The organism is Mesorhizobium sp. LNJC391B00 (genome assembly GCF_000502535.1).
Classification (GTDB): Bacteria; Pseudomonadota; Alphaproteobacteria; order Rhizobiales; family Rhizobiaceae; genus Mesorhizobium.
Map to the genome: position 1 here is coordinate 117,750 of NZ_AYWI01000010.1, position 22,694 is coordinate 140,443.

Here is a 22,694-nt window from a genome sequence, read left to right on the forward strand (position 1 = left end):
CGCATGCACAATGCGGACGCCCTTCTCCCATGAAATTACCCGCTAAGATTGCTGTATCAGACGGCCTCCCAGCCTTCCTTGCCGCCGGCGCGGAAGATGGCGTCGATGACCTTCTGGTTGAGCACGGACTCCTCCAGCGTGAAGACACGCTCCTTGCCACCCTGTGCCGCCCTGGCAAACGTCTCGACCTCGCGCCGGTATTGCTGCGTGCCGGGAAAGCGGAACACCTGCGCCTCCGTATGGTTCTGGTTGTGCAATTCGATGCGGTGATGGTCGTAGAGCCCGGCATTGAACGGCGAGAACACCTCGATGAAACCCTTCTCGCCGTGGAACACCATCACCTGCCGCGCCGCCATCTGCGTCGACAGATAGAAGGACAGTTCGAAATCGCCGAAATCGGCGCGGATCGAGGAATAGATGTCGGTGCCGAATTTCTTGTCGCGCTCGATCGTCGCCTGCACGCGCAGTGGCTCCTTGCCGCTCGAAAACCGCGTCGACACCGTCGGATAGACGCCGATATCAGGCAGCGCGCCGCCGCCGAGATCGAGCTGGTTGCGCATGTTGGTGGGATCGACATTGTAATAGGAGAAGGCGCCCTGCACATGGCGCAGCCGGCCGATGGCGCCATCGGCGATGAGATCGCGCACCTTGATCCATTGCGGGTGGTAGATGACCATGAAGGCCTCGCAGACCAGCACCTTCTTCTGGTCGCGCAGCTTGATCAGCGGTGCGATATTCTTGGCGTCGAGCGCCAGCGGCTTTTCCACCAGCACATGCTTGCCCGCTTCGATGGCCTTGGCCGTCCACTCGACATGCTGCGAGGTCGGCAGCGGGATGTAGACGCCGTCGACGTCTTTCGAAGCGAGCAGCTCCTCATACGAACCAAAGGCATGCCTGGCGCCGAACCGCTCGCCCAGGGCCTCGGCCTTCGACAGGTCGCGGCTGGCGATCGCGGACAAAACGCCATTCTCGGCCTCGACGATTGCCGGCAACAATTGCTCGCGGCCGATCTTGGCCGTCGACAAAACACCCCATCGGAACATCAGGCTTCTCCTATCGATTTACAGGCGAGGAGGTTTGCCCGAAATTGCAGGAAAAGCCAATGCGGATCGCTGGTCCTGCTAGCCTCGCTTGCCCGTTAGCGTCATGTCGAAATTGACGATATTCGAATAGATCGGCGTGCCGACATCCATGCCGTACCGGGAGCGCAGCACCTTGCCGGTGACGTGGAATTTAATGACGCCGCCCTTCAGCCCGCCGAGCTCGGCAGTGAACTTTTCCGCAAACGTCTTGCCGCGCGCCGTCAGCCGGCCGCTGACCAGCGCCGTGGTGTCGCTGGTTCGGGTTACGCTGGTCGAGCGGAACTGGATTTCGGGGCTGTTGGCCACGTCGAACACCGCATCGGAGCGCAGGAAGGCGTCGATGCGGCCCTGGCCGGTGCCGACGCTTTCGGGATAGATGGTGAAGTTGACCGCGGAACGGCCGACATCGCTGTTGTCGATGCGGATGGAGCCCTTGAAGCGGCCAAAGGCGCCGTCGAGGCCGCCGCCACCGACCTTGCCGATGGAGAAGCGAATGCTGGAGCTGGCCGGGTTGACCGTGTAGCTGCCGGCGGCGTCGCCGAGGTCCACAGCGGCGGAGACAGGCATGGCAAGGCAAGCGGCAACAGCCGCCAATCCGAAGATGCGCGCATACATGGGTTTTGTCCTTACTGGGGCAGGCGAAGTGTTGCGCCCTCACTCCAATGAACGAATGCGCGGCGCGCGCTATTCCATGTCCTGATCTGACGAAGGCGTGATCATGCGCGTGAGCACGCTGTCGCGCAGCCAGAAATGATGCCGCAGCGCCGCCAGCGCATGCAGCGCAACCAAGGCAATGCCGGCATAGGCGAGATACCAGTGTGCTGCCGCCCAGAAGTTTTCCGCCGCATCGGACACGCCGAGCGGCAGGTTCGGCATCACGAAAAGGTTGAACGGCATGCTGGGGATCTCCAGCATCGACACCGAAACCAGTGCCCAGCCGGACAGCGGCACCGCGAGCTGGAAGCCATAAAGTGCCAGATGCGCCAGCGGCGCCGTCCGACGCTCCAGGCCTCCGACCGAGGCCGGCAAGGCCGGGGCCGCATTGCCGAGCCGCCAGGCAATGCGCAGGATGAGGAGGCCGAGCAGCAGGAAGCCGAAGGATTTGTGCAGCTGGATCAGCTCGAAGGCGGTGCGCTGGCTGGTCAACCGCACCATGATGAAGCCGAGCATGAACTGGCCGATGAACAGGATGCCGATCAGCCAGTGGAGGACGATCGCCGCCCAGCCGTAGCGGGTTGAGTTGTTGGTGATGAATGCCGGCATGGCTGGTGAACGAATGGCAGCTGGGCTTTCTTCCACCCTCCCCACAAGGGGGAGGTGGCTAAGCACCGACCTTGAAGAAATCCACAAACGCCCGCAGCGCCGGGCGCATCTGGCGGCGGCTGGGGTAGTAGACGAAGAAACCGTCGAAGGGCGGACACCAGTCTTCCAGCACGCGGATCAAGCGGCCGTCGGCGAGCGGCGCGCGCACATAATCGTCGAAGACGAAGGCGAGCCCTGCGCCGTCGACCGCTGCCTGGGCGATCAGATGGTCTTCGTCGAGGATCAGCGGCCCTTGCGCCGCGATCTCGATCTCTTCGCCATCCTTCTCGAATTCCCAGCGGTAAAGAATGCCGCTGGAAAAACGGAAGCGGATGCAGCGGTGGTCGGCAAGATCGCGCGGATGGCGGGGTCTTGGCATGGTCGCGAAATAGGATGGCGCGCCGACCGCGGCGCCGCGAAGGTCCGGTCCGATGCGCACCGCGATCATGTCGCGCTGCAGGCTCTCACCGAGCCGCACGCCGGCATCGAAGCCGCCTTCGACGACGTCGGTGAAGCGATCCTCGATGACGATTTCCAGCACGATGTCGGGATAGGCCGCGGCAAAGCCGCCGAGCCTGGGCGTCAATGCCAGGTGGGCCGCGGTGCGCGGCACGGTCAGCCGCAGGTTCCCGGCCGGCCGGTCGCGCGCCTCGATCGCCGTTTCCAGCGCCAGATCGATCTCGGACAGCGCCGGCCGCAGCCGTTCGAGCAGCTGCGCGCCCTCCTCCGTTGGTGCCACGCTGCGGGTGCTGCGCGCCAAAAGCCGCACGCCGAGCCGCGCCTCCAGGCTGGACACGGCATGGCTAACTGCCGAGGGCGCGATGGCCAGTTCGCGCGCCGCGCCGCGAAAACTACCGCATTGGGCGACTGTTGCCAGTACAGCGAGTTGAGAAAGATGCGCTCGGTTCATTGCTCTATTTTATAGAACAGCCCGTGCGAATGACAGCCAATTATCGAACGTAAAGCCAGGCGCTATCTCTGTTTCATCGCAACAAGGAGATGCGCCATGAAAACCCGCAAACTTGGTACTGAGCTCGAAGTCTTCCCCGTCGGCCTCGGCTGCATGGGCATGAGCTTCGCATATGGCGGTCAGGCAGAGGTTGACGCAATCGCCACGCTGCGCCGCGCTGTCGAGATCGGCGTGACGTTTTTCGACACCGCCGAAGTCTATGGTCCCTTTGAGAACGAGATCCTTCTCGGCAAGGCGTTGAAGCCGGTGCGCGACAGGGTGACGATCGCCACCAAATTCGGCTTCAAGATTTCCGAGGAAGGCTCAGGCCTCGAACGCATGGTCGGCGTCGACAGCCGCCCGGAGCACGTCAAGGCGGTGGCGGAAGCCTCGCTGAAGCGGCTCGATACCGATGTTATCGACCTCTACTACCAGCACCGCGTCGATCCCGACGTGCCGATAGAGGACACGGTCGGTGCCATGGCCGAGCTGGTGCGCGATGGCAAGGTGCGGGCGCTGGGCCTGTCGGAGGTCAGTGCCGCCACCATCCGCCGGGCGCACGCCGTGCATCCGATCGCTGCCGTGCAGAGTGAGTACTCGCTTTGGAGCCGCGACCCCGAAGACGAAGTGTTCGATGTCTGCCGCGAACTCGGCATCGGCTTCGTCCCCTACAGCCCGCTCGGTCGCGGCCTGCTCACCGGCACCATCGCCAAGCCCGAGGCCCTCAGCGACGACGATTGGCGCCGCACCTTGCCGCGTTTCCAGGCCGACGCCATGGCGGCAAACGCCAAGGTCGTTGCGACGCTGGAAAAGCTGGCGGTGGAAAAAGGCGTCACATCGGCGCAGCTGGCGCTGGCTTGGGTGCTGCACCAGGGCGACTTCATCGTGCCGATCCCCGGCGCAAGAAAGATACGCCATCTCGAGCAGAACACGGCGGCGGTCGGGATCGAGCTGAGCGCGGCCGAGGTGGCGGCGATTGGCGACGCGCTGTCGCCGGATAAGGTGGTTGGCAAGCGCTATACGGAGGAACTGTTGGCGCTGGTGAATGGGTGAACAAGCGGGGGAGCTTGGCGCCCTGAGAAGTCAGCGCGCGGCACCCCCCTCTGTCCTGCCGGACATCTCCCCCGCAAGGGGGGAGATCGGCTGTCGTCGCTGTTTTCGCCAATCACCAACGTTGCAGAAAGTGCGCCAACGATGAAGCTGCCAATCTCCCTCCTTGCGGGGGAGATGGCCGGCAGGCCAGAGGGGGGTGCCTCGCGCCGCCATTTCGTATCACCAAGGCACCACCGTAATCTCCGGCCAGCACGCCTTCGCCCTCGCCCCCTTCGCCTCATGCGTGCGCCTGTTATCCATCAGCCGGTTGGGCGTGATGCGAAACGCGAAGAGGTCATCCAGCCCGAACGGCGCCACGATCTCAAGCTGCTCGTCGGCATCGTATCGCACCCCGACCGCATGCGTCTTCGAGGCGAAATAGCTCACCGACTCGCTGGAGCTCGTATAGCGCGGGCAGGGCTGGCCGAATTTCTGCGGATACCACAGATGCACCCGTGCCTGGTTGCGCACCTCGGCCGGCAGAGCCAGCCCCTCGAAATGCTGCGCCGCCCGGCGGATGACCGCGTCCTCGGCCTCGTAGGACAGGTCGCTGTCATCGAAGTAGAAGAGATCGACATCCTTGATGCCGTAGCCCGGCGGCTTGCCGGTCAGATGGTTCCAGATGCTGTTGTAGAGCGCGCCGGACACCACCAGCCAGTCCGGCAACGCCAGCGTGCGGGCCCGCTCCAGCGCGTCGCTGACGAGCGCATCCGCCAACACCATTGCGAGAAACGCTTCGCGCTGGGCTTCGAACGGCAGACCGGAATAGCGCAGATGGTCCATCGCCCTTTGGAGAGCGATTCGCAACTGCCGGCAATCCTCAGAAGCAATTCCAGGAAAAAGTGTGTAGCGGTTTTCCTGGGAAAGCGCGCCGCGCTTTCCCTAAGACGCGCTTTCCCTAAGAATTGCGTGAAGGCGAAATATGTAGGGCGGGCGTTAGCCGCTCTACGTTCTCAGCATGCCGCCCGTTTGCTTGCCGACATTGTCGACGATGCGCTTGGCCAGCGCCTCGAAATCCTCGTCGGTGAGCGTCTTTTCAACCGGCTGGATAGACACTTCGATGGCAATCGACTTCTTGGCGGCCCCGAGAGATGCCCCCTCGAACACGTCGAACACCGAAACGCCGGTGACCAGCTTCTTGTCGGCAGCGAGCGCCGCGCGCACCAGCGTACCGGCCTCGACCGCCTTGTCGACGACGAAAGCAAAGTCGCGCTTCACCGCATGGAAGGCGGACAGCTCGAGCTTCGGCTTGGTTTTCGTCGGCTTGGCCTTCGGTTCCGGCACGGCGTCGATATAGACCTCGAAACCGCAGATCGGTCCGGAAACGTCCAACCCCTCCAGCGTCTTGGGGTGGAATTCGCCGAACGTGCCGAGCACGGTCTTCGGGCCGAGCTTGATCGTGCCGGAGCGGCCGGGATGGTACCAGGCCGGACCGCCTGGCTCGATCTGCAGCCTGTCGACCGGGGCGCCGCAGGCTTCCAGCGCTGCAATCGCGTCGGCCTTGGCGTCGAATACGCCGACCGGACCGGAATTGCCGGCCCAACTGCGGCCGGAGCCGTCGAGCTTGGCGGTGCCGCGGCGCACACCGGCCGCAACGCGCCGCTGCTGGTCGGGGCCGTCGCCCTCATAGGTACCGGAGACCTCGAACAGCGCGACATCGCCGATGCCCTTGTCGGCATTGCGCTGCGCGGCGACGATCAGGCCGGGCAACAGCGAGGGCCGCATATCGGACATGTCGGCTGCAATCGGATTGGCGAGCTTCAGCGCCGTCTGGCCGCCGCCGAACAGTTCGGCGTGTTTGGCCGGGATGAACGACCAGGTGAGAACCTCCAGCATGCCCCGCACGGCGAGCGAGCGCTTAGCAATGCGGGTGCGCACCTGCAGCGTCGTCAGGATCTTGGAATTGACCGCTTCATGAGCGCCGAGCGGCTGCGGCGCGATGTTGTCGACGCCGTGAATGCGCATGACTTCCTCGACCAGGTCGGCTTTGCCATCGACATCGGGCCGCCAGGACGGCACCGCCACATCGACGATGTCGTCCGAGCCCTGCGGCTCGAAGCCGAGGCGCGAAAGGATGTCGAGGCTTTCCGCCTTTGGCACTTCGGTGCCGGTCAGCCGCTTTACTTCCGAGATCGGGAAGGAAACGATCTTAGGCTTGTAGCCGGCATAGCCAACGACCTCGGTTTCCGTCGGCTCGCCGCCGCAGAACTCCAGCACAAGCTTTGTCGCCAGCTCGACGCCGGGCACCATGAATTCTGGGTCGACGCCACGCTCGAAACGGTAACGGGCATCGGTGATGATGCCGAGCGTACGGCCAGTGCGGGCCGTGGTGATCGGATCCCAAAGAGCGGATTCGATCAGCACGTCCGTGGTGTTCTCGTCGCAGCCGGAATGCTCGCCGCCCATGACACCGGCGATCGATTCGACGCCATTGTCGTCGGCGATCACGCACATCTGCGGCGTCAGCGTGTATTCGCGCCCGTCAAGCGCCAGCACCTTCTCGTCGTCGCGTGCGCGGCGCACGACGAGATTGCCGGCGACCTTCTTGGCATCGAACACATGCAGCGGCCGGCCACGGTCGAAGGTGACGTAGTTGGTGATGTCGACCAGCGCGCTGATCGGGCGCAAGCCGATGGCGATCAGCCTTTGCTGCAGCCATTTCGGCGACGGCCCGTTCTTCACGCCTTTCACCAGGCGCAGCGCGAAACCGGGGCAGAGCTCCGGCGCCTCGATGGTCACCTTGACCGGCGTTTCACCTTTGCCAGGGACCGCTTCGACCGGCGCGGTCTTGAGCCGGCCAAGCCCGCTTGCCGCCAGGTCCCGGGCGACGCCGTAAATGCTGGTCGCATCCGGCCGGTTCGGCGTCAGATTGATCTCGATCACCGGATCGTCGAGATGCGCGTAAGCCGCGAAGCTGGTGCCGACAGGCGCATCGGCCGGCAGGTCGATAATGCCATTGTGCTCATCCGACAGCTCCAGCTCGCGCTCGGAACACATCATGCCATGGCTCTCGACGCCCCGGATCTTGCCGACGGTCAGCGTCACGTCGATACCGGGCACATAGGCGCCGGGCGCGGCGAAGGCGCCGATCAAGCCGGCGCGGGCATTCGGCGCACCGCACACCACCTGGACAGGGGCTGCGCCATTGCCGGTGTCGACGGTCAGCACCCGCAGCCGGTCGGCGTCGGGATGCTGCACCGCCGTCAGCACCTTGGCGATGACGAACGGCTTCAGGCCGGCCTTGTCGTCGACATGCTCGACTTCGAGGCCGATCGAGGTCAGCCTCTCGACGATCTCGTCGAGCGTGGCGTCGGTGTCGAGATGATCCTTGAGCCAGGAAAGGGTGAGTTTCATCACTATGTTCCGTTTTGTCTGTACCCGCCCGGACCTTGTCCATCGGGTCTGGGTACGCTTGTCTTCAAATGGCGCGGCAAGTCGTCGGGCATATGCACGAAGGGCAGCTGCTCGCGCACATAGGCATGGTGCGTCGGCCGGAAATAGGCCGGCATGTCCATGGCGCCCAGCATGAAATAGATGTGGTCTTCCAGCCGCTCGTCGACATAGGCGATAGGCGAGCCGCAAATGCCGCAGAACGAGCGCGTCACCGGCCCGTTCTCGTACATCTTCAGCGCCTTGCCGGTGAAAGCCACCTGCTCGGTCAGGAAGCCGACAAAGGCCGACACCGGCGCGCCGCTGGCGCGCCGGCAATCGCCGCAATGGCAATAGCTGATATGGTGCGGTTCGACTGATGCCTCGAACCGTACCGCGCCGCAGCGGCAGCCACCCGTGTGCGGCGCCGTCATGCGGAAAGACCTCCGAACAGCGTCGGCATGTCGAGCGGCCTGAAACCGTAATGCGACAGCCAGCGCACATCGGCGTCGAAGAAGGCGCGCAGGTCCGGCATGCCGTATTTCAGCATGGCGATGCGGTCGATGCCCATGCCCCAGGCAAAGCCCTGATATTCGTCGGGATCGAGCCCGCCGGCGCGCAGCACATTGGGGTGGACCATGCCGCAGCCGAGGATCTCCATCCAGTCGGAGCCTTCGCCGAATCGCACTTCGCCGGGCCGCGAGCGGTCGCACTGGATGTCGACCTCGAGGCTGGGCTCGGTGAACGGGAAAAAGGACGGCCGGAAGCGCATCTTGACCTGCGGCACCTCGAAGAAAGCCTTGCAGAATTCTTCCAGCACCCACTTCATGTTGGCGACATTGGCCGATTTGTCGATCACCAGCCCCTCGACCTGATGGAACATCGGCGAGTGGGTAGCGTCGGAATCCTGCCGGTAGGTCTTGCCGGGAATGACGATGCGGATCGGCGGCTTCTGCTTCTCCATGGTGCGGATCTGTACCGGCGAGGTGTGCGTGCGCAACAGCTTGCGCTCGCCCTTTTCGTCCGGCTGGAAAAAGAAGGTATCGTGCATCTCGCGCGCCGGATGCCCTTCGGGGAAATTCAGCGCGGTGAAATTGTAATAGTCGCTCTCGACATCGGGACCTTCTGCGATGGCAAAGCCGAGATCGCCGAAGATCGCCGCGATCTCGTCGATGACCTGGCTGATCGGATGGATGCGGCCGCGCTCGGCCGGCGATTGCCGCACCGGCAGCGTCACGTCGACCGTCTCGGCGGCAAGGCGCGCCGTGACCGCCACATCCTTCAGCTCGGCCTTGCGTGTCGTCAGCGCTTCGGTGACGCGGTTCTTCAGGCCGTTGATCGCGGGGCCCTTGACCTGGCGCTCCTCGGCGCTCATCGCGCCCAGTGTCTTCAGCAATTCCGAGATCGACCCCTTCTTGCCGAGAGCCGCGACGCGCACGGCTTCGATAGCAGCCTCATCGGCGGCCGACGCGACGTCGGCAAGCAGGGAGTTTTCGAGAGTATCCAAGCCGGTAGCTATGTCGTTCACGGTCAAACTCGCTGTGTTGGGAGTCAACTTTGAGGTGAAAGTCACTTTCAAGTTGAAAGTTCAGCCATAAGAAAAACCCGCGCCAGCCGTGCCAGCGCGGGTTCCCCAATCAGAATTGCGAATGCTGGGAAGCGCTGGGCTCGGAGCCCGATCCCGAAAAGTTGCAGACTTTTCGGAAAGATCGCGCTCCTCGCTAAATTTCCCTGAGCATGATGTTGTCCAAAAAGTCAGCAACTTTTTGGCATCATGCTCTAGGCGACAGCGCTTTCAAAAGCATTCGGGGTGGTGTTCTTCAGATATTCGAGCGCGACCTTGGCCTTGGCCACGAGTGCGGCGAACGCCTGCGGTTCATGGATGGCCATGTCGGACAGGATCTTGCGATCGATCTCGATACCGGACTTGTTGAGGCCGTCGATGAAGCGGCCATAGGTCAGGCCATGCTCGTGCGTCGCGGCGTTGATGCGCTGGATCCACAGCGCGCGGAACGAGCGCTTGCGGTTCTTGCGGTCGCGATACGCATACTGCATCGACTTTTCGACCGCCTGCTTGGCGATGCGAATGGTGTTCTTGCGGCGGCCGTAGAAGCCTTTCGCGGCTTTCAGGACCTTCTTGTGCTTGGCGTGCGAGGTGACGCCTCTTTTTACGCGTGCCATGTCATGATCTCCTTAAACGCTGTTCCTGAAACCGAATGCTCAGAGGCCGTTCGGCAGAAAATTCTTGATGACCTTCTTGCCATCCGGTTCAGCCAGAACCATCGTGCCGCGGGCATTTCGAATGAACTTGTTGGAACGCTTGATCATGCCGTGACGCTTGCCGGCCGCAGCCGACAGGACTTTACCCGTACCTGTGATCTTGAACCGCTTCTTGGCGGCCGATTTGGTCTTCATCTTGGGCATTTTGCTACTCCGTATTGGTGGCGCACAATCGCGCTTCTTGTTCGCTTCGGGCGGACCAAAGCCCGAAAAGCAAATGAAACCGCCACGGCATGCCCTGCCGGGCGGTTTTCTTGGAACGGCGGTCCTATACGTCAAAGCGGGCTGGCGCGCAACACCCGAGCGGCTGCGACGCTCTCTCCGCGATCAGGGCAGCCTAAACAGCACCGGCAGAATGCCCGATTGCTGGGCGCCATCGATGGTCTCGAACACCGGCAACGCCACCAGAAACACCAGCCCGTCGAGCAAGGTGGTCAGCAAGAGGCGCGGCTTGAAGCTGCCGGTGTCGCCTTCCTGGTAGAGCGACAGCTGGGGGAAGAAACGCGGCACCCGCGCCAGATAGGCTGTATAGGGCGCGCCGAGAACCTCCTTGAGATACCGTTCCTCGCGCAGGATGACGATGTGGAAGGCGCCGGCGCACAAAAGCGCAAACAGGACGATGCCGGAGAACGAGCCGATCTGCGCCCCGACGCCGGCGGCGGCAACGGTCGAGAACACGTAGAGCGGATTGCGGGTGATCGAATAGGGGCCGCCGGTGACCACTTCGGAGGATTTGCGCCCGCCGATATAGAGTGTCGACCACAAGCGGCCGACGACGCCAAGGAAGATCAGCAGCACGCCGACCATCTCGATCGTTTCATGCACCGGGGTATCGGGCGGGAAGGTCGACTGGCCGAACAGCAGTGCCGCAAACAGCACCACCACCAGCACCGCAAGCACCATGCGGCGCATGTGCTGGTAGCCGCCCAGCTCCTTGATGGGCGCAGGGTTGATTTCATTGGCCATGTCGGGAATCCGATCGTCGAGAAGCTTTGCCGGCGATCGCGGCGTCTGGACAGGAGAATCGGCGTCCCGCCGATCGCCGGGACGCCATGAGACAGGATTCAGGCGGATTTAGAGCGCAACGCCCGAACTGATCTAGCGCGGGGCCAGCACCATCATCATCTGGCGGCCTTCCAGCTTCGGCTCGGCTTCGACCTTGGCGATGGTAGCCGTCTCCTCGCGCACCTTGTTCAGGAGCTGCATGCCGAGTTCCATATGCGCCATCTCGCGGCCGCGGAAGCGCAGCGTCAGCTTGACCTTGTCACCTTCCTCGAAGAAGCGCCGCACGGCCTTCATCTTGGTTTCGTAGTCATGGCTGTCGATGTTCGGGCGCATCTTGATCTCCTTGATCTCGATGACCTTCTGGTTCTTGCGCGCCTCGGCCGCCTTCTTCTGGTTGGCGTATTTCAATTTGCCGAGATCGAGAATTTTGACGACAGGCGGCACCGCATTGGGCGAGATCTCGACCAGATCGAGGCCTGCCTCTTCGGCGAGCAGCAATGCGTCGTTGATGGAAATATCGCCGCGGTTCTGGCCATCGGCGTCGATCAGCTGGACCCGGGGAACCCGGATATCACGGTTGGAGCGCGGGCCATCCTTGGTGGGCGCCGCTGCTTTGAAAGGTCTGCGAATGGTCGTGGTCTCCTTGGCCGTTTCGTTCAGGGTTTCAATCTAGACGTTCAGGGTTTCAATCTAGAAATGTTCAGGACGCGCCAATGTGGTGAGCGCGCGGGCGGAGTCAATAGCACAGCGCTGACAGAAAATCACCCTGATCGCAGGCCTGCACCAAACAAAGGATGTCGCGAGCACTTTCCGCCTCGCCTGTGCCTGTGTCAAAAGACCGGCGAGTAAAATCAGGCTCCCACAATCAGGCCCCCAGAACCAGGATTGATCCACAGCCATGACCGCGACCACCCCAACCCTGCTGGATGTCGACGGCATTGATATCGCTGTGCGCCATGCGGCGGGCGCAACGCCCGGCGTCGTCTGGCTCGGCGGCTACAAATCCGACATGCTCGGCACGAAGGCGCAGACGCTGTCGGATTGGGCGGCAAGGGAAGGCCGCGCATATCTCCGCCACGATTATTCCGGCCATGGCGAATCCGGCGGCGCCTTTGCCGACGGCACCATCTCGAAATGGCTTGGCGAGAGCCTCGCCGTCTTCCGGCATTTCACCGAGGGCAAGCAAATCCTGGTCGGCTCGTCGATGGGCGCCTGGATCGCGCTGCGCATGGTGCAGGAGCTGCGCAAGGCGGGCGACAGCAATGTGGTTGGCCTGGTGCTGCTCGCGCCGGCGCCGGATTTCACCGCCGAGCTGGTCGAGCCGGCTCTGACGGAGGCACAGAGGCGCGAACTTCGGGAGAAAGGCTTTTTCGAAGAACCTTCGGACTATTCCGCCGAGCCTTACATCTACACAAGCGCGCTGATCGAGGACGGCAGGGCGAACCGGGTCATGACCGGGCCGATCGATACCCATTGCCCCGTCCACATCCTGCAGGGCCTGGCCGATGCCGATGTGCCGGCAAGCCATGCGCTGAAGCTGGTCTCGCTGCTGCCGGCCGACGACGTCACCTTGTCGCTCATTCCCGACGGCGACCACCGGCTGTCGCGGCCGCAGGATCTCGACATGCTGCTGAGGGCGGTGGGCGACATGGTTCAGCGGGCGGGGTAGGCAAGAATGCGCATTTCCATCCCGATATCCGCCTTTGTCGCGGCAATCGTCGGCTTCGGCGGCACGCTGGCCGTCGTCATTGCCGCCGCCAAGGCGGTTGGCGCCACGCAAGCCGAAACCGCGAGCTGGGTGACGGCAGTGTGCGTGGCGATGGCGATCGAATGCTTGTGGCTGTCCTGGCGCACGAAAATACCCATCATCACCGCCTGGTCGACACCGGGCCTGGCGCTGATGGCGGCATCGAGCGGGTTTACCATGGCTGATGCGGTCGGCGCCTTCATCGTCACCAGCTTGATGTTGATCGCCACCGGCCTGTTCAAGCCGCTGACCCAGCTGATATCAAGGATACCGGCGTCAGTCGCGTCCGGCATGCTGGCGGGCATCGTCGTCACCTTCGCGCTCAATGCCGTCAAGACCATTCCGGTCGATCCCTGGCTGATCCTGCCGCTGATCGCGGCCTTCTTCGTCATTCGCCTGTTCAACCCGGCGCTGTCGGTGCTGGCGGTGCTGATCGGCGGCGGCATCGCCGCATTCCTGACAGGCCGTGTCGGCGGACTGCCGGCGCCGGAACTGTCGACGCTGACGCTGATTGCCCCGCATTTCAGCGCCGCAGCTGTCATCGGCCTGGCGCTGCCGCTCTACCTCGTCACCATGGCGTCGCAGAACCTGTCGGGTCTCGCCGTCTTGCGCGCCGCCGGCTATCACCCCGAACCCGGCCCGCTGATCGGCGTCACCGGCCTGTTCTCGCTGCTGTCGGCGCCGTTTGGCGGCTCGACCACCAATCTGGCCGCGATCTCTGCGGCGATCTGCACCGGGCCGGACGTCCATCCCGACCCGGCCGAGCGCTGGAAGACCGGACCCTTCTATGCACTTGCCTATCTGATTTTCGCGGTTTTCGGCGCCTCGCTGGTGGCGATCTTCGCAGTGCTGCCGCAGAGCCTGATCGTTCTGGTCGCCGGCCTGGCGCTGATGGGATCGCTCGCCAACGCGCTGTCGATCGCGCTCAAGGACGAGGACCAGCGCATGGCGGCTACTGTCACCTTCGTTGTCACCGCGTCGGGGCTGACCTTGTTCGGCGTTGGCGCCGCCTTCTGGGGTCTGGTCGCTGGCCTGGTCGTGCTTTCCCTCGAAGCGCTCAAAAAGCGATAATCATTTCAGGCCCTTGTCCGGTTTTGGCGGACGTTGTCTTGAATCGCCGTTTTTCTCATCCCATTTCGAATCCACGCAGCCACTCTTGGCTGTCTCCAACCGAAGGAATGGGAGAAAATGAACACATCCGCATTGATCCGCCCGGCCTGGACGCCGGCGACCATCGCGCTGATGGTGATCGGCTTCATGGTGTTCTGGCCGCTTGGCTTCGCCATGCTCGCCTACATCATCTGGGGCGACCGGCTTGACGGCTTCAAGCGCGACGTCAACCGGGCCACCGACGGCATCTTCGCCGGCTGCCGCCGCGGTTCCGACAAGGCCGCGCGCTGGGGCCACGGTTCGGCCCGCACCGGCAATGTCGCTTTCGACGACTGGCGCGAGAAGGAACTCGAACGCCTCGCCGAAGAGCGTCGCAAGCTCGACGAGATGCTGAGCGAGTTCGATGAGTACGCCCGCGAATTGCGCCGCGCCAAGGACCAGGACGAGTTCGACCGCTTCATGGCCAACCGCAACAAGTCGACGGCGCCTGCGAAAACAGGCTCGGCCGAAACGGCCAAGCCCGCGACCCCCAAGCGCAAGGGCCCGAACCTGCTTGACGACTGAGGCTGCGCGCATGACCCCGAAAATCGGAACCGATTTTCGGGGTCATGCGCCGAATTAGAGTGCTACAGCGTCCTTTGCGCGTCAGAGACGCGCGGCGCTGTAGGACAGGCCTTGGCATGATGGACGGCGTCGCGCGAGCGGCGCCGTTTCTTTTTTGTTCTGGTCGTTTTCCTCGAATCGCGTATCGTTCAGCCATGTCCTTCGGCTTTTTCCGCAACCTGACCAAACCAAAACCCTCGCCTGTCGAAGAGCGAGAGCACGTCGTTGCCGGCCGCACACTGCCGCTCAGGATCGTCGAGAGCGCCCGCGCACGGCGGCTGACGCTGCGCATCGATTCGGGCGGCCAGGGGCTGCGCATCACCGTGCCGCCGGGCCTGCGCCGCGGCGAGGTGGAGAAATTCCTTCACCGCCACCAGGACTGGCTGGAGCAGCGTCTGGCCAAGGTCCCGACACGGCCGCAAGTGCGCCCCGGCATCAAGATCCCGATACGCGGCGTCGCGCATCGCATCGTCCACGAACCGTCGAAACGCGGCACCGTCACCGTGTCGCGCGACGAGCGCGGTCCGCTGCTGATCGTCCATGGCGAGCGCATACATTTGCCGCGCCGCATCGCCGATTTCCTCAAGCGTGAGGCCAAGAAGGACATCGAGAAGCTGGTGGTCAAGCATACCGAGGCCATCGGCAAGCGCGCCAAGGCGATCCGCTTCAAGGACACGTCGAGCCGCTGGGGTTCCTGCACTTCCGATGGCAATCTGTCCTTCTCATGGCGCATCATGATGGCGCCGACGCCGGTGATAAACTACCTGGTCGCGCATGAGGTGGCGCATCTCAAGGAGATGAACCACGGCCCGAAATTCTGGAAATTGTGCGATCAGCTCTGTCCCGATACCGACCGCTGCAAGGACTGGCTGAAGCGCAATGGCGGCGCGCTGCAGGCGATCGTGTTCGATTAGCCTGCGCCGGCGCCGCGCTCAATCATCATTGGCCGCATTAAGCTCTTCAGGCCGCAGCCCTTCGTCGCCATGGCGCGGCCATGGCAGGAAATTCTGCTCGAACGCATCGCTGCCGAAATAATCCAGGACCCGGTGCGCTTCTGCCCCGTCGAAGGCGGCCTTTTGCATCAGATGCGCGATGACGTCGCGCGCTTGCGCGATCTTCTGCCTGAGTTCGGCTATGCTCTGGTCGGCCATTCGTCTGCTCCGCCTTGCTTCTCCCATCAATAGGTAGCGCCTTTGGCGTTGCCGGCAAACAGCATGCTTTTTCTCGACTCTTGGCCGGTTTCGTGCCAATCCCCGCGCCATGGCGCTCGATATCAAGATCTGCGGATTGAAGACCGATGATGCAATGGCCGCGGCATTGGCCGGCGGCGCCAGCCATGTCGGCTTCATCTTCTTTGCCAGGAGCCCGCGCTATGTCGAGCCTGCGGCAGCCGGCCGCCTGCGCCAGGCGGCAATCGGCAAGGCCCTGGCGGTTGCCGTGACGGTCGATTCCGATGACGCCTTCCTGGACGAGATCGTCGAAAAGATGCGACCCGACATGCTGCAACTGCACGGCACGGAGACGCCCGAGCGGGTGGCCGAGGTGAAAGCCCGCTACGGCTTGCCTGTCATGAAGGTGTTCTCCGTCAGTGAGGCTGCCGATCTCGAGCGGCTAAAGCCGTTCATCGGCGTTGCCGATCGCTTCATGTTCGATGCCAAGCCACCAAAGGGCTCGCAACTTCCGGGCGGCAATGGCGTCGCCTTTGACTGGCGCATCCTGGCCGGCCTTGACGCCGGGCTCGATTACATGCTTTCCGGTGGGCTCAACGCCGCCAATATCGGCGACGCCCTGATATCAGCCAATCCGCCCGCGATAGACATTTCGTCGGGGGTGGAAAGCGGCCCGGGCGTCAAGGATCCGGCGCTGATCGAGCAGTTCTTCCGGGCCGTCAGGGCCGCGCGCGACGACCGCGCTGCCTGAGGCACTTCTTTCGAACCCGAGCATGTTCCGGAGAAGTGGGAACCGGTTTTCCGATAAGACATGCTCAGAACCAAGACCAGGAGATCGGCGATGAACAAGCCGGCGACACCCAATTCCTTCCGCACGGGACCCGACGAACAGGGCATGTTCGGCATCTTCGGGGGCCGCTTCGTGGCCGAGACGCTGATGCCGCTGATCCTCGACCTCGAGCGGCACTGGAACGAGGTCAAGAACGATCCGGACTTCAAGGCTGAGTTGACCAACCTCTCGACCCACTATGCCGGGCGGCCGTCAAAGCTGTATTTCGCCGAAGGCCTGACCAAACATCTTCGTGAGGTTTCCTCGGCGAAGGGCCTCGGGGGCGGCGCCAAGGTCTATTTCAAGCGCGAGGACCTGAACCACACCGGTTCGCACAAGATCAACAATTGCCTCGGTCAGATTCTGCTCGCCAAGCGCATGGGCAAGAAGCGCATCATCGCCGAGACGGGCGCCGGCCAGCACGGCGTGGCGGCGGCCACAGTCGCGGCGCGCTTCGGCTTTCCCTGCGTGGTCTATATGGGCGCCACCGACGTCGCCCGCCAAAGCCCCAACGTCTTCCGCATGAAGCTGCTCGGCGCCGAAGTGCGGCCGGTCACCGCCGGCCACGGCACGCTGAAGGACGCCATGAACGAGGCGTTGCGCGACTGGGTCACCAATGTCGAGGACACTTATTACCTGATCGGCACTGCCGCCGGCCCGCATCCCTATCCGGAGCTGGTGCGCGACTTCCAGTCGGTGATCGGCATCGAGGCGCGCGCCCAGATCCTCGAACAGGAAGGCCGGCTGCCCGACACCATCATCGCGGCTGTCGGCGGCGGCTCCAACGCCATCGGCCTGTTCCATCCTTTCCTCGACGACAGGCAAGTCCGCATCATCGGCATCGAAGCCGGCGGCCGCGGCCTCGACGGCATCGAGCATTGCGCCTCGATGAATGCCGGCGCGCCAGGCGTCCTGCACGGCAACCGCACCTATCTCCTGCAGAACGCCGATGGCCAGATCATGGACGGCCATTCGATCTCGGCCGGCCTCGACTATCCGGGCGTCGGCCCCGAACATTCCTGGCTGCGCGATTCCGGCCGCGTCGAATATGTGCCGATCCTCGACGACGAGGCGCTGGAAGCCTTCAAGCTGACGACGCGCGTCGAAGGCATCATCCCGGCGCTGGAATCCGCCCACGCCATCGCGCATGCGGTGAAGATCGTGCCTGATATGGACAAGGACCAGATCGTCATCGTCAACCTGTCGGGACGCGGCGACAAGGACGTGCACACGGTGGCCTCGATGCTGGGCATGGAGATCTGATCATGGTGACCCGCATCGACCGCCGCATGGCAAAACTGAAAGCCGAGGGCCGCCCGGCGCTCGTTACCTATTTCATGAGCGGCGACCCGGACTACGACACCGCTTTGTCGATCATGAAGGCGCTGCCGAAGGCCGGCGCCGACATCATCGAAATGGGCATGCCGTTTTCCGATCCGATGGCCGACGGCCCGGCGATCCAGGCCGCGGGCCTGCGCGCGCTGAAAGGTGGCCAGACCCTGGTCAAGACGCTGAAGACGGCGGCTGATTTCCGCGCCACCGACAATGAAACGCCGATCGTGCTGATGGGCTACTACAACCCGATCTACATCTACGGTGTCGATCGCTTCCTCAAGGACGCCATCGCCAGCGGCATTGACGGGCTGATCGTCGTCGACCTGCCACCGGAGATGGACGAAGAACTCTGCATCCCTGCGCTGAAGGCCGGCATCAACTTCATCCGCTTGGCAACGCCGACCACCGACGACAAGCGCCTGCCCAAGGTGCTGCAGAATACGTCGGGCTTCGTCTATTACGTGTCGATGACCGGCATCACCGGCTCGGCTTTGGCCGACACCGGCAAGGTTGCCGCCGCGGTCAAGCGCATCAAGGGCCACACCAACTTGCCAGTCTGCGTCGGCTTCGGCGTCAAGACCGCCGAGCAGGCGCGCATTATCGGCGCCAATGCCGATGGCGTCGTCGTCGGCACCGCGATCGTCAACGCGGTCGCCAATGTGTTGGGACCGAAGGGCGAGAAGACCGCCGACCCGGCCGAGGCCGTCGCCACCCTGGTCAGCGGACTGTCTCAGGGCGTGCGTTCGGCCCGCCTTGCTGCTGCCGAATAGTTTCCCTACTTAGGCCTTGTGCAAGTCGTTATCCCAAAACCGGTTCCCACTTTTGGGCGACATGCACGAGCCAACTCTTCGTCAGGACAGGAGCCGAAGCGATGAACTGGATCACCAATTACGTTCGCCCGAGGATCAATTCGATGCTCGGCCGGCGCACCGACATGCCCGAGAATCTCTGGATCAAGGATCCCGAGACCGGCGAGATGGTGTTTCACAAGGACCTGGAATCCAACCAGTTCGTCATCCCGTCATCGGGCCATCACATGAAGATTTCGGCCAAGGAACGGCTGAAATTCTTCCTCGACGACGGCAAATACGAGCAGCTTGAGAACCCCAAGGTCGTGCAGGACCCGCTCAAGTTCCGCGACGAGAAGCGCTACACCGACCGCTTGAAGGACGCCAAGGCCAAGACCGGCCTGGAAGACGCCATCATCAATGCGCTGGGCACGGTCGAGGGCCTGCCGGTTGTAGTGACGGTGCAGGATTTCGCCTTCATGGGCGGCTCGCTCGGCATGGCCGCGGGTGACGCCATTGTGCACGGTTTCGAGGTCGCCTTGCAGCGCAAGCGGCCGCTGATCCTGTTTGCCGCCTCCGGCGGCGCGCGTATGCAGGAAGGCATCTTGTCGCTGATGCAGTTGCCGCGCACCACGATCGGCGTCGATCGGCTGAAGGAAGCCGGCCTCCCATACATCGTCGTCTTGACCAACCCGACCACCGGCGGCGTCACCGCCTCCTACGCCATGCTGGGCGACGTGCATATCGCCGAGCCCGGCGCGCTGATCGGCTTCGCCGGCCCGCGCGTCATCGAGCAGACTATCCGGGAGAAACTGCCGGACGGTTTCCAGCGCTCCGAATATCTGATGGAGCACGGCATGGTCGACATGGTGGTGTCGCGGCTGGAACTGCGCGAGACGATTTCACGGCTGTTGAAAATCCTGCTCAAACTGCCGCAGGAGCAAAAGCCGCTGGAGCCGGAAATCCTGCCGCCGTCGGTCATCCCGACGGAAGCCCGCCCGCAGGCCTGACGCGACATTTCTGGCCGCAAACCGCGATTGCGTGCACCTGCGCGCATGCGTAGGATTCGCTCATGACAACGCTTGCCGCAGATCGTGAAATCGAAGCCCTGATGGCGCTGCATCCGAAAGGCTTCGACCTTTCGCTCGACCGCATCACAAGGCTGCTCGAACGCCTCGGCAATCCGCAGGAGCGGCTGCCGCCGGTCATCCATATCGCCGGCACCAACGGTAAGGGCTCGTGCGCGGCCTTTTCGCGCGCGCTGCTCGAAGCCGGCGGCCACCTTGTCCATGTCCACACTTCGCCGCATCTGGTGAACTGGGCCGAGCGCTACCGACTGGCGGCCGAGGGCGGCGGCCGGCTGGTCGACGACGAGACCTTCGCCGAGGCCATCGCCCGCGTCGCCCGGGCCAATCAAGGCCAGAAGATCACCGTCTTCGAAATCCTAACCGCCGTCACCTTCATCCTGTTTTCCGAACATCCGGCTGCCGCCGCCATCATCGAGGTCGGCCTTGGCGGCCGCTTCGACGCCACCAATGTCGTTGCCCGGCCGGCGGTGTCGGTGATCATGCCGGTGTCGATGGATCACGAAGCCTATCTCGGCGACCGGGTCGAACTGATCGCCGCCGAAAAGGCCGGCATCATGAAGCGCGGCTGCCCGGTGGTCATCGGCGCGCAGGAGAGCGAGACGGCGCTGCAAGTGCTGATCGAAACCGCCGAGCGGCTGGATTGCCCGACCTTCGTCTACGGCCAGGATTTTCTCGCCTTCGAGGAAAACGGCCGCATGGTCTATCAGGATGAGGACGGGCTGATGGACCTGCCGCCGCCGCGCCTGCCCGGGCGCCACCAGTTCGCCAATGCGGCGGCAGCGATTGCCGCCGTCAAGGCAGCCGGTTTCGAAATCAGTCATCGCGCCACTGAGAAGGCGATGGCGAGCGTCGCATGGCCGGGCCGCATGCAGAAATTGGCACAGGGCCGGCTGGCGGACCTCGCTCCCAAGGGCGCCGACATCTGGCTCGATGGCGGTCACAATCCGGGCGCCGGCGTGGTGGTGGCGGAAGCCTTGGCCGAGCAGGAGGAAAAGAACCCGCGGCCGCTGTTTTTGATTGCCGGCATGATCAACACCAAGGACCAGAGCGGCTATTTCCACGCCTTCAAGGGCCTGGTCCGCCATGTCTACACCGTGCCGGTGAGCATGAGCGACGCCGGTGTGCCGAATGACGAACTGGCGATCCGGGCGACCGAGGCCGGCCTCACCGCCGAGCCGGTCAGCTCCGTCGCCAGCGCGCTGATGCTGTTGCGCGACACCTGGGACGGCCCGGCGCCGCGCATCCTGATCGGTGGTTCGCTGTATCTCGCCGGTGCGGTGCTGGCCGAAAACGGCACGCCACCGACCTGAGTCCACACTTTCGCGAGGGAGCCGGTGATGATCAAGGTGAAGCAACTCGCCCATGTCTGCATCTTCGCGCATGATCTGGAAGCGACGCGGGCCTTCTACCGCGACGTGCTCGGCCTCGACACGCAGTTCAACTTCCTGCGCGACGGCAAGATCTTCGGCTTCTACCTCAATTGCGGCGATCGCAGCCATGTCGAGGTGTTCCAGAAGGACGGCACCAGCCATAGCGAGCTCAACCAGATCAACCATTTCTGCCTTGAGGTGGAAAACATCGATGCGGCGATCGCCCACATCAAGTCGAAAGGCATTGATATCACGGCCAAGAAGCATGCCTGCGACGACACGTTTCAGGCCTGGATCCGCGACCCCAACGGCGTGAAGATCGAGCTGTTCGAATACACAGCAAAAAGCGCGCAATTCACCGGCGGGGATCGCATCGCCGACTGGTAGTATTTTGGCCCGGGGAATCTATCGGGCGGTTGCCCCTCGGGCAGAAGCCCCGATATGCTTGGCGAAGCATGGAGGCAAGCTCGAATGGTTGTGAAGTGTCTTGTTACCGTCGACAACGACCCGCCGGAGGAGCTGATATTTGAATATGCTCCGCGGGTCGGCGATCATGTGATGTTACCGGGAGCCATCGAGCCACCGCACCCAATTGTTCGAGTGGCCCACAGACCGACGCGCCCCAATGATACATCCGGCCAGCCCAGTGTCGCGTATTTCGTAAGCCGAGAGACGTTTCTCTATCGTGTGTATACGGGCGCTATAGAGGGATATGGGCAGGTCCTGAAGCCCGCGACCGGACGGAAGCCCGGCAAGCCTAGGCAGGCCAAAAAAACCGTGGCTCAAACTAAATAGACATCGGCGGCCGCGGCACCAGTCTGAGGCCTATTTCAGCTCGATCTCGATGAAGGCGTATTCGCCGTCATTGGCGCTGATGACGTCGTGCTCGACGCCTTCCTTGCGGAAGTAGGGCGCGCCCTTCTTCATTTCAGCAAAACTCTCGCCGTCCTTGGTCACCAGCTTCACCTTGCCGTCCATCAGCGGCACCACGACATAGTCGTGGCCGTGGCGATGCCAGCCGGTGTTGTCGCCGGGCTGGAACCGATACTCGGTGACGATGACGCGCTCGTTGTCGATGAAGACGGTGGCCTTGGCGGATCCGGTCATTCTGTCTCTCCTGTCCAGCCTCAAGCAGAAGACATGGAGCCTTCAGGCGCGAGGGCCAGAGAGGTCAGGCGATAACGCCAAAGAAAAGCCCGGCGCCAGGGCCGGGCTTAACTTCAGAAACTCCATAGGATCAGGCGAGGCTGCCATTGATCCAATGCGACAGCGCGGTCTTCGGCGCGGCGCCGACCTTCATGTCGGCGACTTCGCCGCCCTTGAAGATCATCAGCGTCGGGATCGAGCGCACGCCGAATTGGGCGGCAAGCTCAGGGTTCTCGTCGATGTTCAGCTTGGCGATCTTGATCTTGTCGCCGAGTTCGTTGGCGATCTCTTCCAGCGACGGACCGATCATCTTGCAGGGGCCGCACCATTCGGCCCAGAAATCCACGACGACGGGCTGCGAGGCGTTGAGCACATCCGCCTGGAAATTGCTCTTGTCGACCTTGACGGTGGCCATGCGAAAATCCTTTCG

26 protein-coding genes are annotated in these 22,694 nt (G+C 63.2%); 11 read left to right on the top strand and 15 right to left on the bottom strand.

The window, feature by feature from the left end; translation table 11 throughout:
• Positions 1 to 56: 56 nt before the first annotated feature.
• From X750_RS142155 to X750_RS142140, 4 genes are all read right to left on the bottom strand, one after another.
• A complete protein-coding gene (locus X750_RS142155) occupies positions 57 to 1,043 on the bottom strand; it encodes a Gfo/Idh/MocA family oxidoreductase (RefSeq protein ID WP_023681380.1) in 987 nt (328 codons plus the stop codon).
• A 78-nt stretch (positions 1,044 to 1,121) separates the two neighbouring features.
• Positions 1,122 to 1,697, bottom strand: a complete 576-nt coding sequence (locus X750_RS142150; protein WP_023681381.1) for a YceI family protein — start codon at positions 1,695 to 1,697, stop codon at positions 1,122 to 1,124.
• A 69-nt stretch (positions 1,698 to 1,766) separates the two neighbouring features.
• Entirely contained in the window at positions 1,767 to 2,345 is a 579-nt protein-coding gene (locus X750_RS142145; protein WP_023681382.1) for a cytochrome b, read from the bottom strand.
• Positions 2,346 to 2,403: 58 nt separating this feature from the next.
• Positions 2,404 to 3,294 carry a LysR family transcriptional regulator gene (locus X750_RS142140; protein WP_023681383.1) on the bottom strand — a complete coding sequence of 297 codons (891 nt, stop codon included), beginning with the start codon at positions 3,292 to 3,294 and terminating at the stop codon, positions 2,404 to 2,406.
• Between the two features lie 96 nt (positions 3,295 to 3,390).
• Here X750_RS142140 and X750_RS142135 point away from each other — a divergent pair, with 96 nt between their 5' ends.
• Positions 3,391 to 4,386 (top strand): aldo/keto reductase, encoded by a 996-nt coding sequence (locus X750_RS142135; RefSeq protein WP_023681384.1) that lies wholly within the window; start codon positions 3,391 to 3,393, stop codon positions 4,384 to 4,386.
• A gap of 219 nt (positions 4,387 to 4,605) precedes the next feature.
• On the opposite strand, the gene X750_RS142130 is transcribed toward X750_RS142135, so the two are convergent.
• From X750_RS142130 to infC, 8 genes are all read right to left on the bottom strand, one after another.
• Positions 4,606 to 5,208, bottom strand: coding sequence for a nucleotidyltransferase family protein (locus X750_RS142130; RefSeq protein ID WP_023681385.1), 603 nt, complete (start codon positions 5,206 to 5,208; stop codon positions 4,606 to 4,608).
• Positions 5,209 to 5,370: 162 nt separating this feature from the next.
• Complete coding sequence (pheT, locus tag X750_RS142125) at positions 5,371 to 7,779, bottom strand: phenylalanine--tRNA ligase subunit beta (RefSeq protein WP_023681386.1); 2,409 nt, start codon at positions 7,777 to 7,779, stop codon at positions 5,371 to 5,373.
• Between the two features lie 2 nt (positions 7,780 to 7,781).
• A complete protein-coding gene (locus tag X750_RS142120; RefSeq protein ID WP_023696009.1) occupies positions 7,782 to 8,228 on the bottom strand; it encodes a GFA family protein in 447 nt (148 codons plus the stop codon).
• Complete coding sequence (pheS, locus tag X750_RS142115) at positions 8,225 to 9,322, bottom strand: phenylalanine--tRNA ligase subunit alpha (RefSeq protein WP_023696008.1); 1,098 nt, start codon at positions 9,320 to 9,322, stop codon at positions 8,225 to 8,227. Before pheS ends, X750_RS142120 begins: the two co-directional genes overlap by 4 nt.
• A 251-nt stretch (positions 9,323 to 9,573) precedes the next feature.
• Entirely contained in the window at positions 9,574 to 9,975 is a 402-nt protein-coding gene (gene rplT / locus X750_RS142110) for a 50S ribosomal protein L20 (RefSeq protein ID WP_023672281.1), read from the bottom strand.
• A 39-nt stretch (positions 9,976 to 10,014) separates the two neighbouring features.
• Positions 10,015 to 10,218 carry a 50S ribosomal protein L35 gene (rpmI, locus tag X750_RS142105; RefSeq protein ID WP_006201248.1) on the bottom strand — a complete coding sequence of 68 codons (204 nt, stop codon included), beginning with the start codon at positions 10,216 to 10,218 and terminating at the stop codon, positions 10,015 to 10,017.
• Between the two features lie 183 nt (positions 10,219 to 10,401).
• Entirely contained in the window at positions 10,402 to 11,040 is a 639-nt protein-coding gene (locus X750_RS142100) for an isoprenylcysteine carboxylmethyltransferase family protein (RefSeq protein ID WP_023681388.1), read from the bottom strand.
• A 132-nt stretch (positions 11,041 to 11,172) separates the two neighbouring features.
• Positions 11,173 to 11,709 (bottom strand): translation initiation factor IF-3, encoded by a 537-nt coding sequence (infC, locus tag X750_RS142095; RefSeq protein WP_023744911.1) that lies wholly within the window; start codon positions 11,707 to 11,709, stop codon positions 11,173 to 11,175.
• Between the two features lie 268 nt (positions 11,710 to 11,977).
• Between infC and X750_RS142090 the strand changes: the two genes are divergently transcribed.
• From X750_RS142090 to X750_RS142075, 4 genes are all read left to right on the top strand, one after another.
• The gene (locus X750_RS142090) at positions 11,978 to 12,748 is read left to right on the top strand and encodes an alpha/beta hydrolase (protein WP_023714492.1); all 771 of its coding nucleotides are present in this window, start codon (positions 11,978 to 11,980) and stop codon (positions 12,746 to 12,748) included.
• A 6-nt stretch (positions 12,749 to 12,754) separates the two neighbouring features.
• Positions 12,755 to 13,897, top strand: a complete 1,143-nt coding sequence (locus X750_RS142085; RefSeq protein ID WP_023748270.1) for a benzoate/H(+) symporter BenE family transporter — start codon at positions 12,755 to 12,757, stop codon at positions 13,895 to 13,897.
• 117 nt (positions 13,898 to 14,014) lie between these two features.
• On the top strand, positions 14,015 to 14,500 hold the full coding sequence (locus tag X750_RS142080) for a DUF2852 domain-containing protein (RefSeq protein ID WP_023672286.1): 486 nt from the start codon (positions 14,015 to 14,017) through the stop codon (positions 14,498 to 14,500).
• Positions 14,501 to 14,694: 194 nt separating this feature from the next.
• Positions 14,695 to 15,453, top strand: a complete 759-nt coding sequence (locus tag X750_RS142075; protein WP_023748271.1) for a M48 family metallopeptidase — start codon at positions 14,695 to 14,697, stop codon at positions 15,451 to 15,453.
• Positions 15,454 to 15,471: 18 nt separating this feature from the next.
• Here the strand turns inward: X750_RS142075 and X750_RS142070 are convergent, their stop codons facing one another.
• On the bottom strand, positions 15,472 to 15,690 hold the full coding sequence (locus tag X750_RS142070; protein ID WP_023672288.1) for a hypothetical protein: 219 nt from the start codon (positions 15,688 to 15,690) through the stop codon (positions 15,472 to 15,474).
• 109 nt (positions 15,691 to 15,799) lie between these two features.
• On the opposite strand from X750_RS142070, the gene X750_RS142065 reads away from it, so the two are divergent.
• From X750_RS142065 to X750_RS142040, 6 genes are all read left to right on the top strand, one after another.
• Positions 15,800 to 16,459: a phosphoribosylanthranilate isomerase gene (locus X750_RS142065; protein ID WP_023739761.1), complete on the top strand. Its 660-nt coding sequence runs from the start codon at positions 15,800 to 15,802 to the stop codon at positions 16,457 to 16,459.
• Between the two features lie 90 nt (positions 16,460 to 16,549).
• The gene (trpB, locus tag X750_RS142060; protein WP_023687439.1) at positions 16,550 to 17,800 is read left to right on the top strand and encodes a tryptophan synthase subunit beta; all 1,251 of its coding nucleotides are present in this window, start codon (positions 16,550 to 16,552) and stop codon (positions 17,798 to 17,800) included.
• Positions 17,801 to 17,802: 2 nt separating this feature from the next.
• On the top strand, positions 17,803 to 18,642 hold the full coding sequence (gene trpA, locus X750_RS142055; RefSeq protein ID WP_023693067.1) for a tryptophan synthase subunit alpha: 840 nt from the start codon (positions 17,803 to 17,805) through the stop codon (positions 18,640 to 18,642).
• A 101-nt stretch (positions 18,643 to 18,743) separates the two neighbouring features.
• Positions 18,744 to 19,670, top strand: coding sequence for an acetyl-CoA carboxylase, carboxyltransferase subunit beta (gene accD / locus X750_RS142050; RefSeq protein ID WP_023748272.1), 927 nt, complete (start codon positions 18,744 to 18,746; stop codon positions 19,668 to 19,670).
• 62 nt (positions 19,671 to 19,732) lie between these two features.
• The gene (locus tag X750_RS142045; RefSeq protein ID WP_023728840.1) at positions 19,733 to 21,058 is read left to right on the top strand and encodes a folylpolyglutamate synthase/dihydrofolate synthase family protein; all 1,326 of its coding nucleotides are present in this window, start codon (positions 19,733 to 19,735) and stop codon (positions 21,056 to 21,058) included.
• A gap of 27 nt (positions 21,059 to 21,085) precedes the next feature.
• Positions 21,086 to 21,505, top strand: a complete 420-nt coding sequence (locus tag X750_RS142040; protein ID WP_023693068.1) for a VOC family protein — start codon at positions 21,086 to 21,088, stop codon at positions 21,503 to 21,505.
• Between the two features lie 438 nt (positions 21,506 to 21,943).
• Here X750_RS142040 and X750_RS142035 read toward each other — a convergent pair whose 3' ends face one another.
• Entirely contained in the window at positions 21,944 to 22,225 is a 282-nt protein-coding gene (locus X750_RS142035) for a cupin domain-containing protein (protein ID WP_023681396.1), read from the bottom strand.
• A 130-nt stretch (positions 22,226 to 22,355) separates the two neighbouring features.
• Entirely contained in the window at positions 22,356 to 22,679 is a 324-nt protein-coding gene (trxA, locus tag X750_RS142030; protein ID WP_023672297.1) for a thioredoxin, read from the bottom strand.
• Positions 22,680 to 22,694 lie beyond the last annotated feature (15 nt).

Excerpts from the sequence above, each read along its gene's own strand:
- X750_RS142155 (WP_023681380.1), bottom strand. The coding sequence starts at position 1,043 with ATGTTCCGATGGGGTGTTTTGTCGACGGCCAAGATCGGCCGCGAGCAA.
- X750_RS142150 (WP_023681381.1), bottom strand. The coding sequence starts at position 1,697 with ATGTATGCGCGCATCTTCGGATTGGCGGCTGTTGCCGCTTGCCTTGCC.
- X750_RS142145 (WP_023681382.1), bottom strand. The coding sequence starts at position 2,345 with ATGCCGGCATTCATCACCAACAACTCAACCCGCTACGGCTGGGCGGCG.
- X750_RS142140 (WP_023681383.1), bottom strand. The coding sequence starts at position 3,294 with ATGAACCGAGCGCATCTTTCTCAACTCGCTGTACTGGCAACAGTCGCC.
- X750_RS142135 (WP_023681384.1), top strand. The coding sequence starts at position 3,391 with ATGAAAACCCGCAAACTTGGTACTGAGCTCGAAGTCTTCCCCGTCGGC.
- X750_RS142130 (WP_023681385.1), bottom strand. The coding sequence starts at position 5,208 with ATGGACCATCTGCGCTATTCCGGTCTGCCGTTCGAAGCCCAGCGCGAA.
- pheT (WP_023681386.1), bottom strand. The coding sequence starts at position 7,779 with ATGAAACTCACCCTTTCCTGGCTCAAGGATCATCTCGACACCGACGCC.
- X750_RS142120 (WP_023696009.1), bottom strand. The coding sequence starts at position 8,228 with ATGACGGCGCCGCACACGGGTGGCTGCCGCTGCGGCGCGGTACGGTTC.
- rplT (WP_023672281.1), bottom strand. The coding sequence starts at position 9,975 with ATGGCACGCGTAAAAAGAGGCGTCACCTCGCACGCCAAGCACAAGAAG.
- rpmI (WP_006201248.1), bottom strand. The coding sequence starts at position 10,218 with ATGCCCAAGATGAAGACCAAATCGGCCGCCAAGAAGCGGTTCAAGATC.
- X750_RS142100 (WP_023681388.1), bottom strand. The coding sequence starts at position 11,040 with ATGGCCAATGAAATCAACCCTGCGCCCATCAAGGAGCTGGGCGGCTAC.
- X750_RS142090 (WP_023714492.1), top strand. The coding sequence starts at position 11,978 with ATGACCGCGACCACCCCAACCCTGCTGGATGTCGACGGCATTGATATC.
- X750_RS142085 (WP_023748270.1), top strand. The coding sequence starts at position 12,755 with ATGCGCATTTCCATCCCGATATCCGCCTTTGTCGCGGCAATCGTCGGC.
- X750_RS142080 (WP_023672286.1), top strand. The coding sequence starts at position 14,015 with ATGAACACATCCGCATTGATCCGCCCGGCCTGGACGCCGGCGACCATC.
- X750_RS142075 (WP_023748271.1), top strand. The coding sequence starts at position 14,695 with ATGTCCTTCGGCTTTTTCCGCAACCTGACCAAACCAAAACCCTCGCCT.
- X750_RS142070 (WP_023672288.1), bottom strand. The coding sequence starts at position 15,690 with ATGGCCGACCAGAGCATAGCCGAACTCAGGCAGAAGATCGCGCAAGCG.
- X750_RS142065 (WP_023739761.1), top strand. The coding sequence starts at position 15,800 with ATGGCGCTCGATATCAAGATCTGCGGATTGAAGACCGATGATGCAATG.
- trpB (WP_023687439.1), top strand. The coding sequence starts at position 16,550 with ATGAACAAGCCGGCGACACCCAATTCCTTCCGCACGGGACCCGACGAA.
- trpA (WP_023693067.1), top strand. The coding sequence starts at position 17,803 with ATGGTGACCCGCATCGACCGCCGCATGGCAAAACTGAAAGCCGAGGGC.
- accD (WP_023748272.1), top strand. The coding sequence starts at position 18,744 with ATGAACTGGATCACCAATTACGTTCGCCCGAGGATCAATTCGATGCTC.
- X750_RS142045 (WP_023728840.1), top strand. The coding sequence starts at position 19,733 with ATGACAACGCTTGCCGCAGATCGTGAAATCGAAGCCCTGATGGCGCTG.
- X750_RS142040 (WP_023693068.1), top strand. The coding sequence starts at position 21,086 with ATGATCAAGGTGAAGCAACTCGCCCATGTCTGCATCTTCGCGCATGAT.
- X750_RS142035 (WP_023681396.1), bottom strand. The coding sequence starts at position 22,225 with ATGACCGGATCCGCCAAGGCCACCGTCTTCATCGACAACGAGCGCGTC.
- trxA (WP_023672297.1), bottom strand. The coding sequence starts at position 22,679 with ATGGCCACCGTCAAGGTCGACAAGAGCAATTTCCAGGCGGATGTGCTC.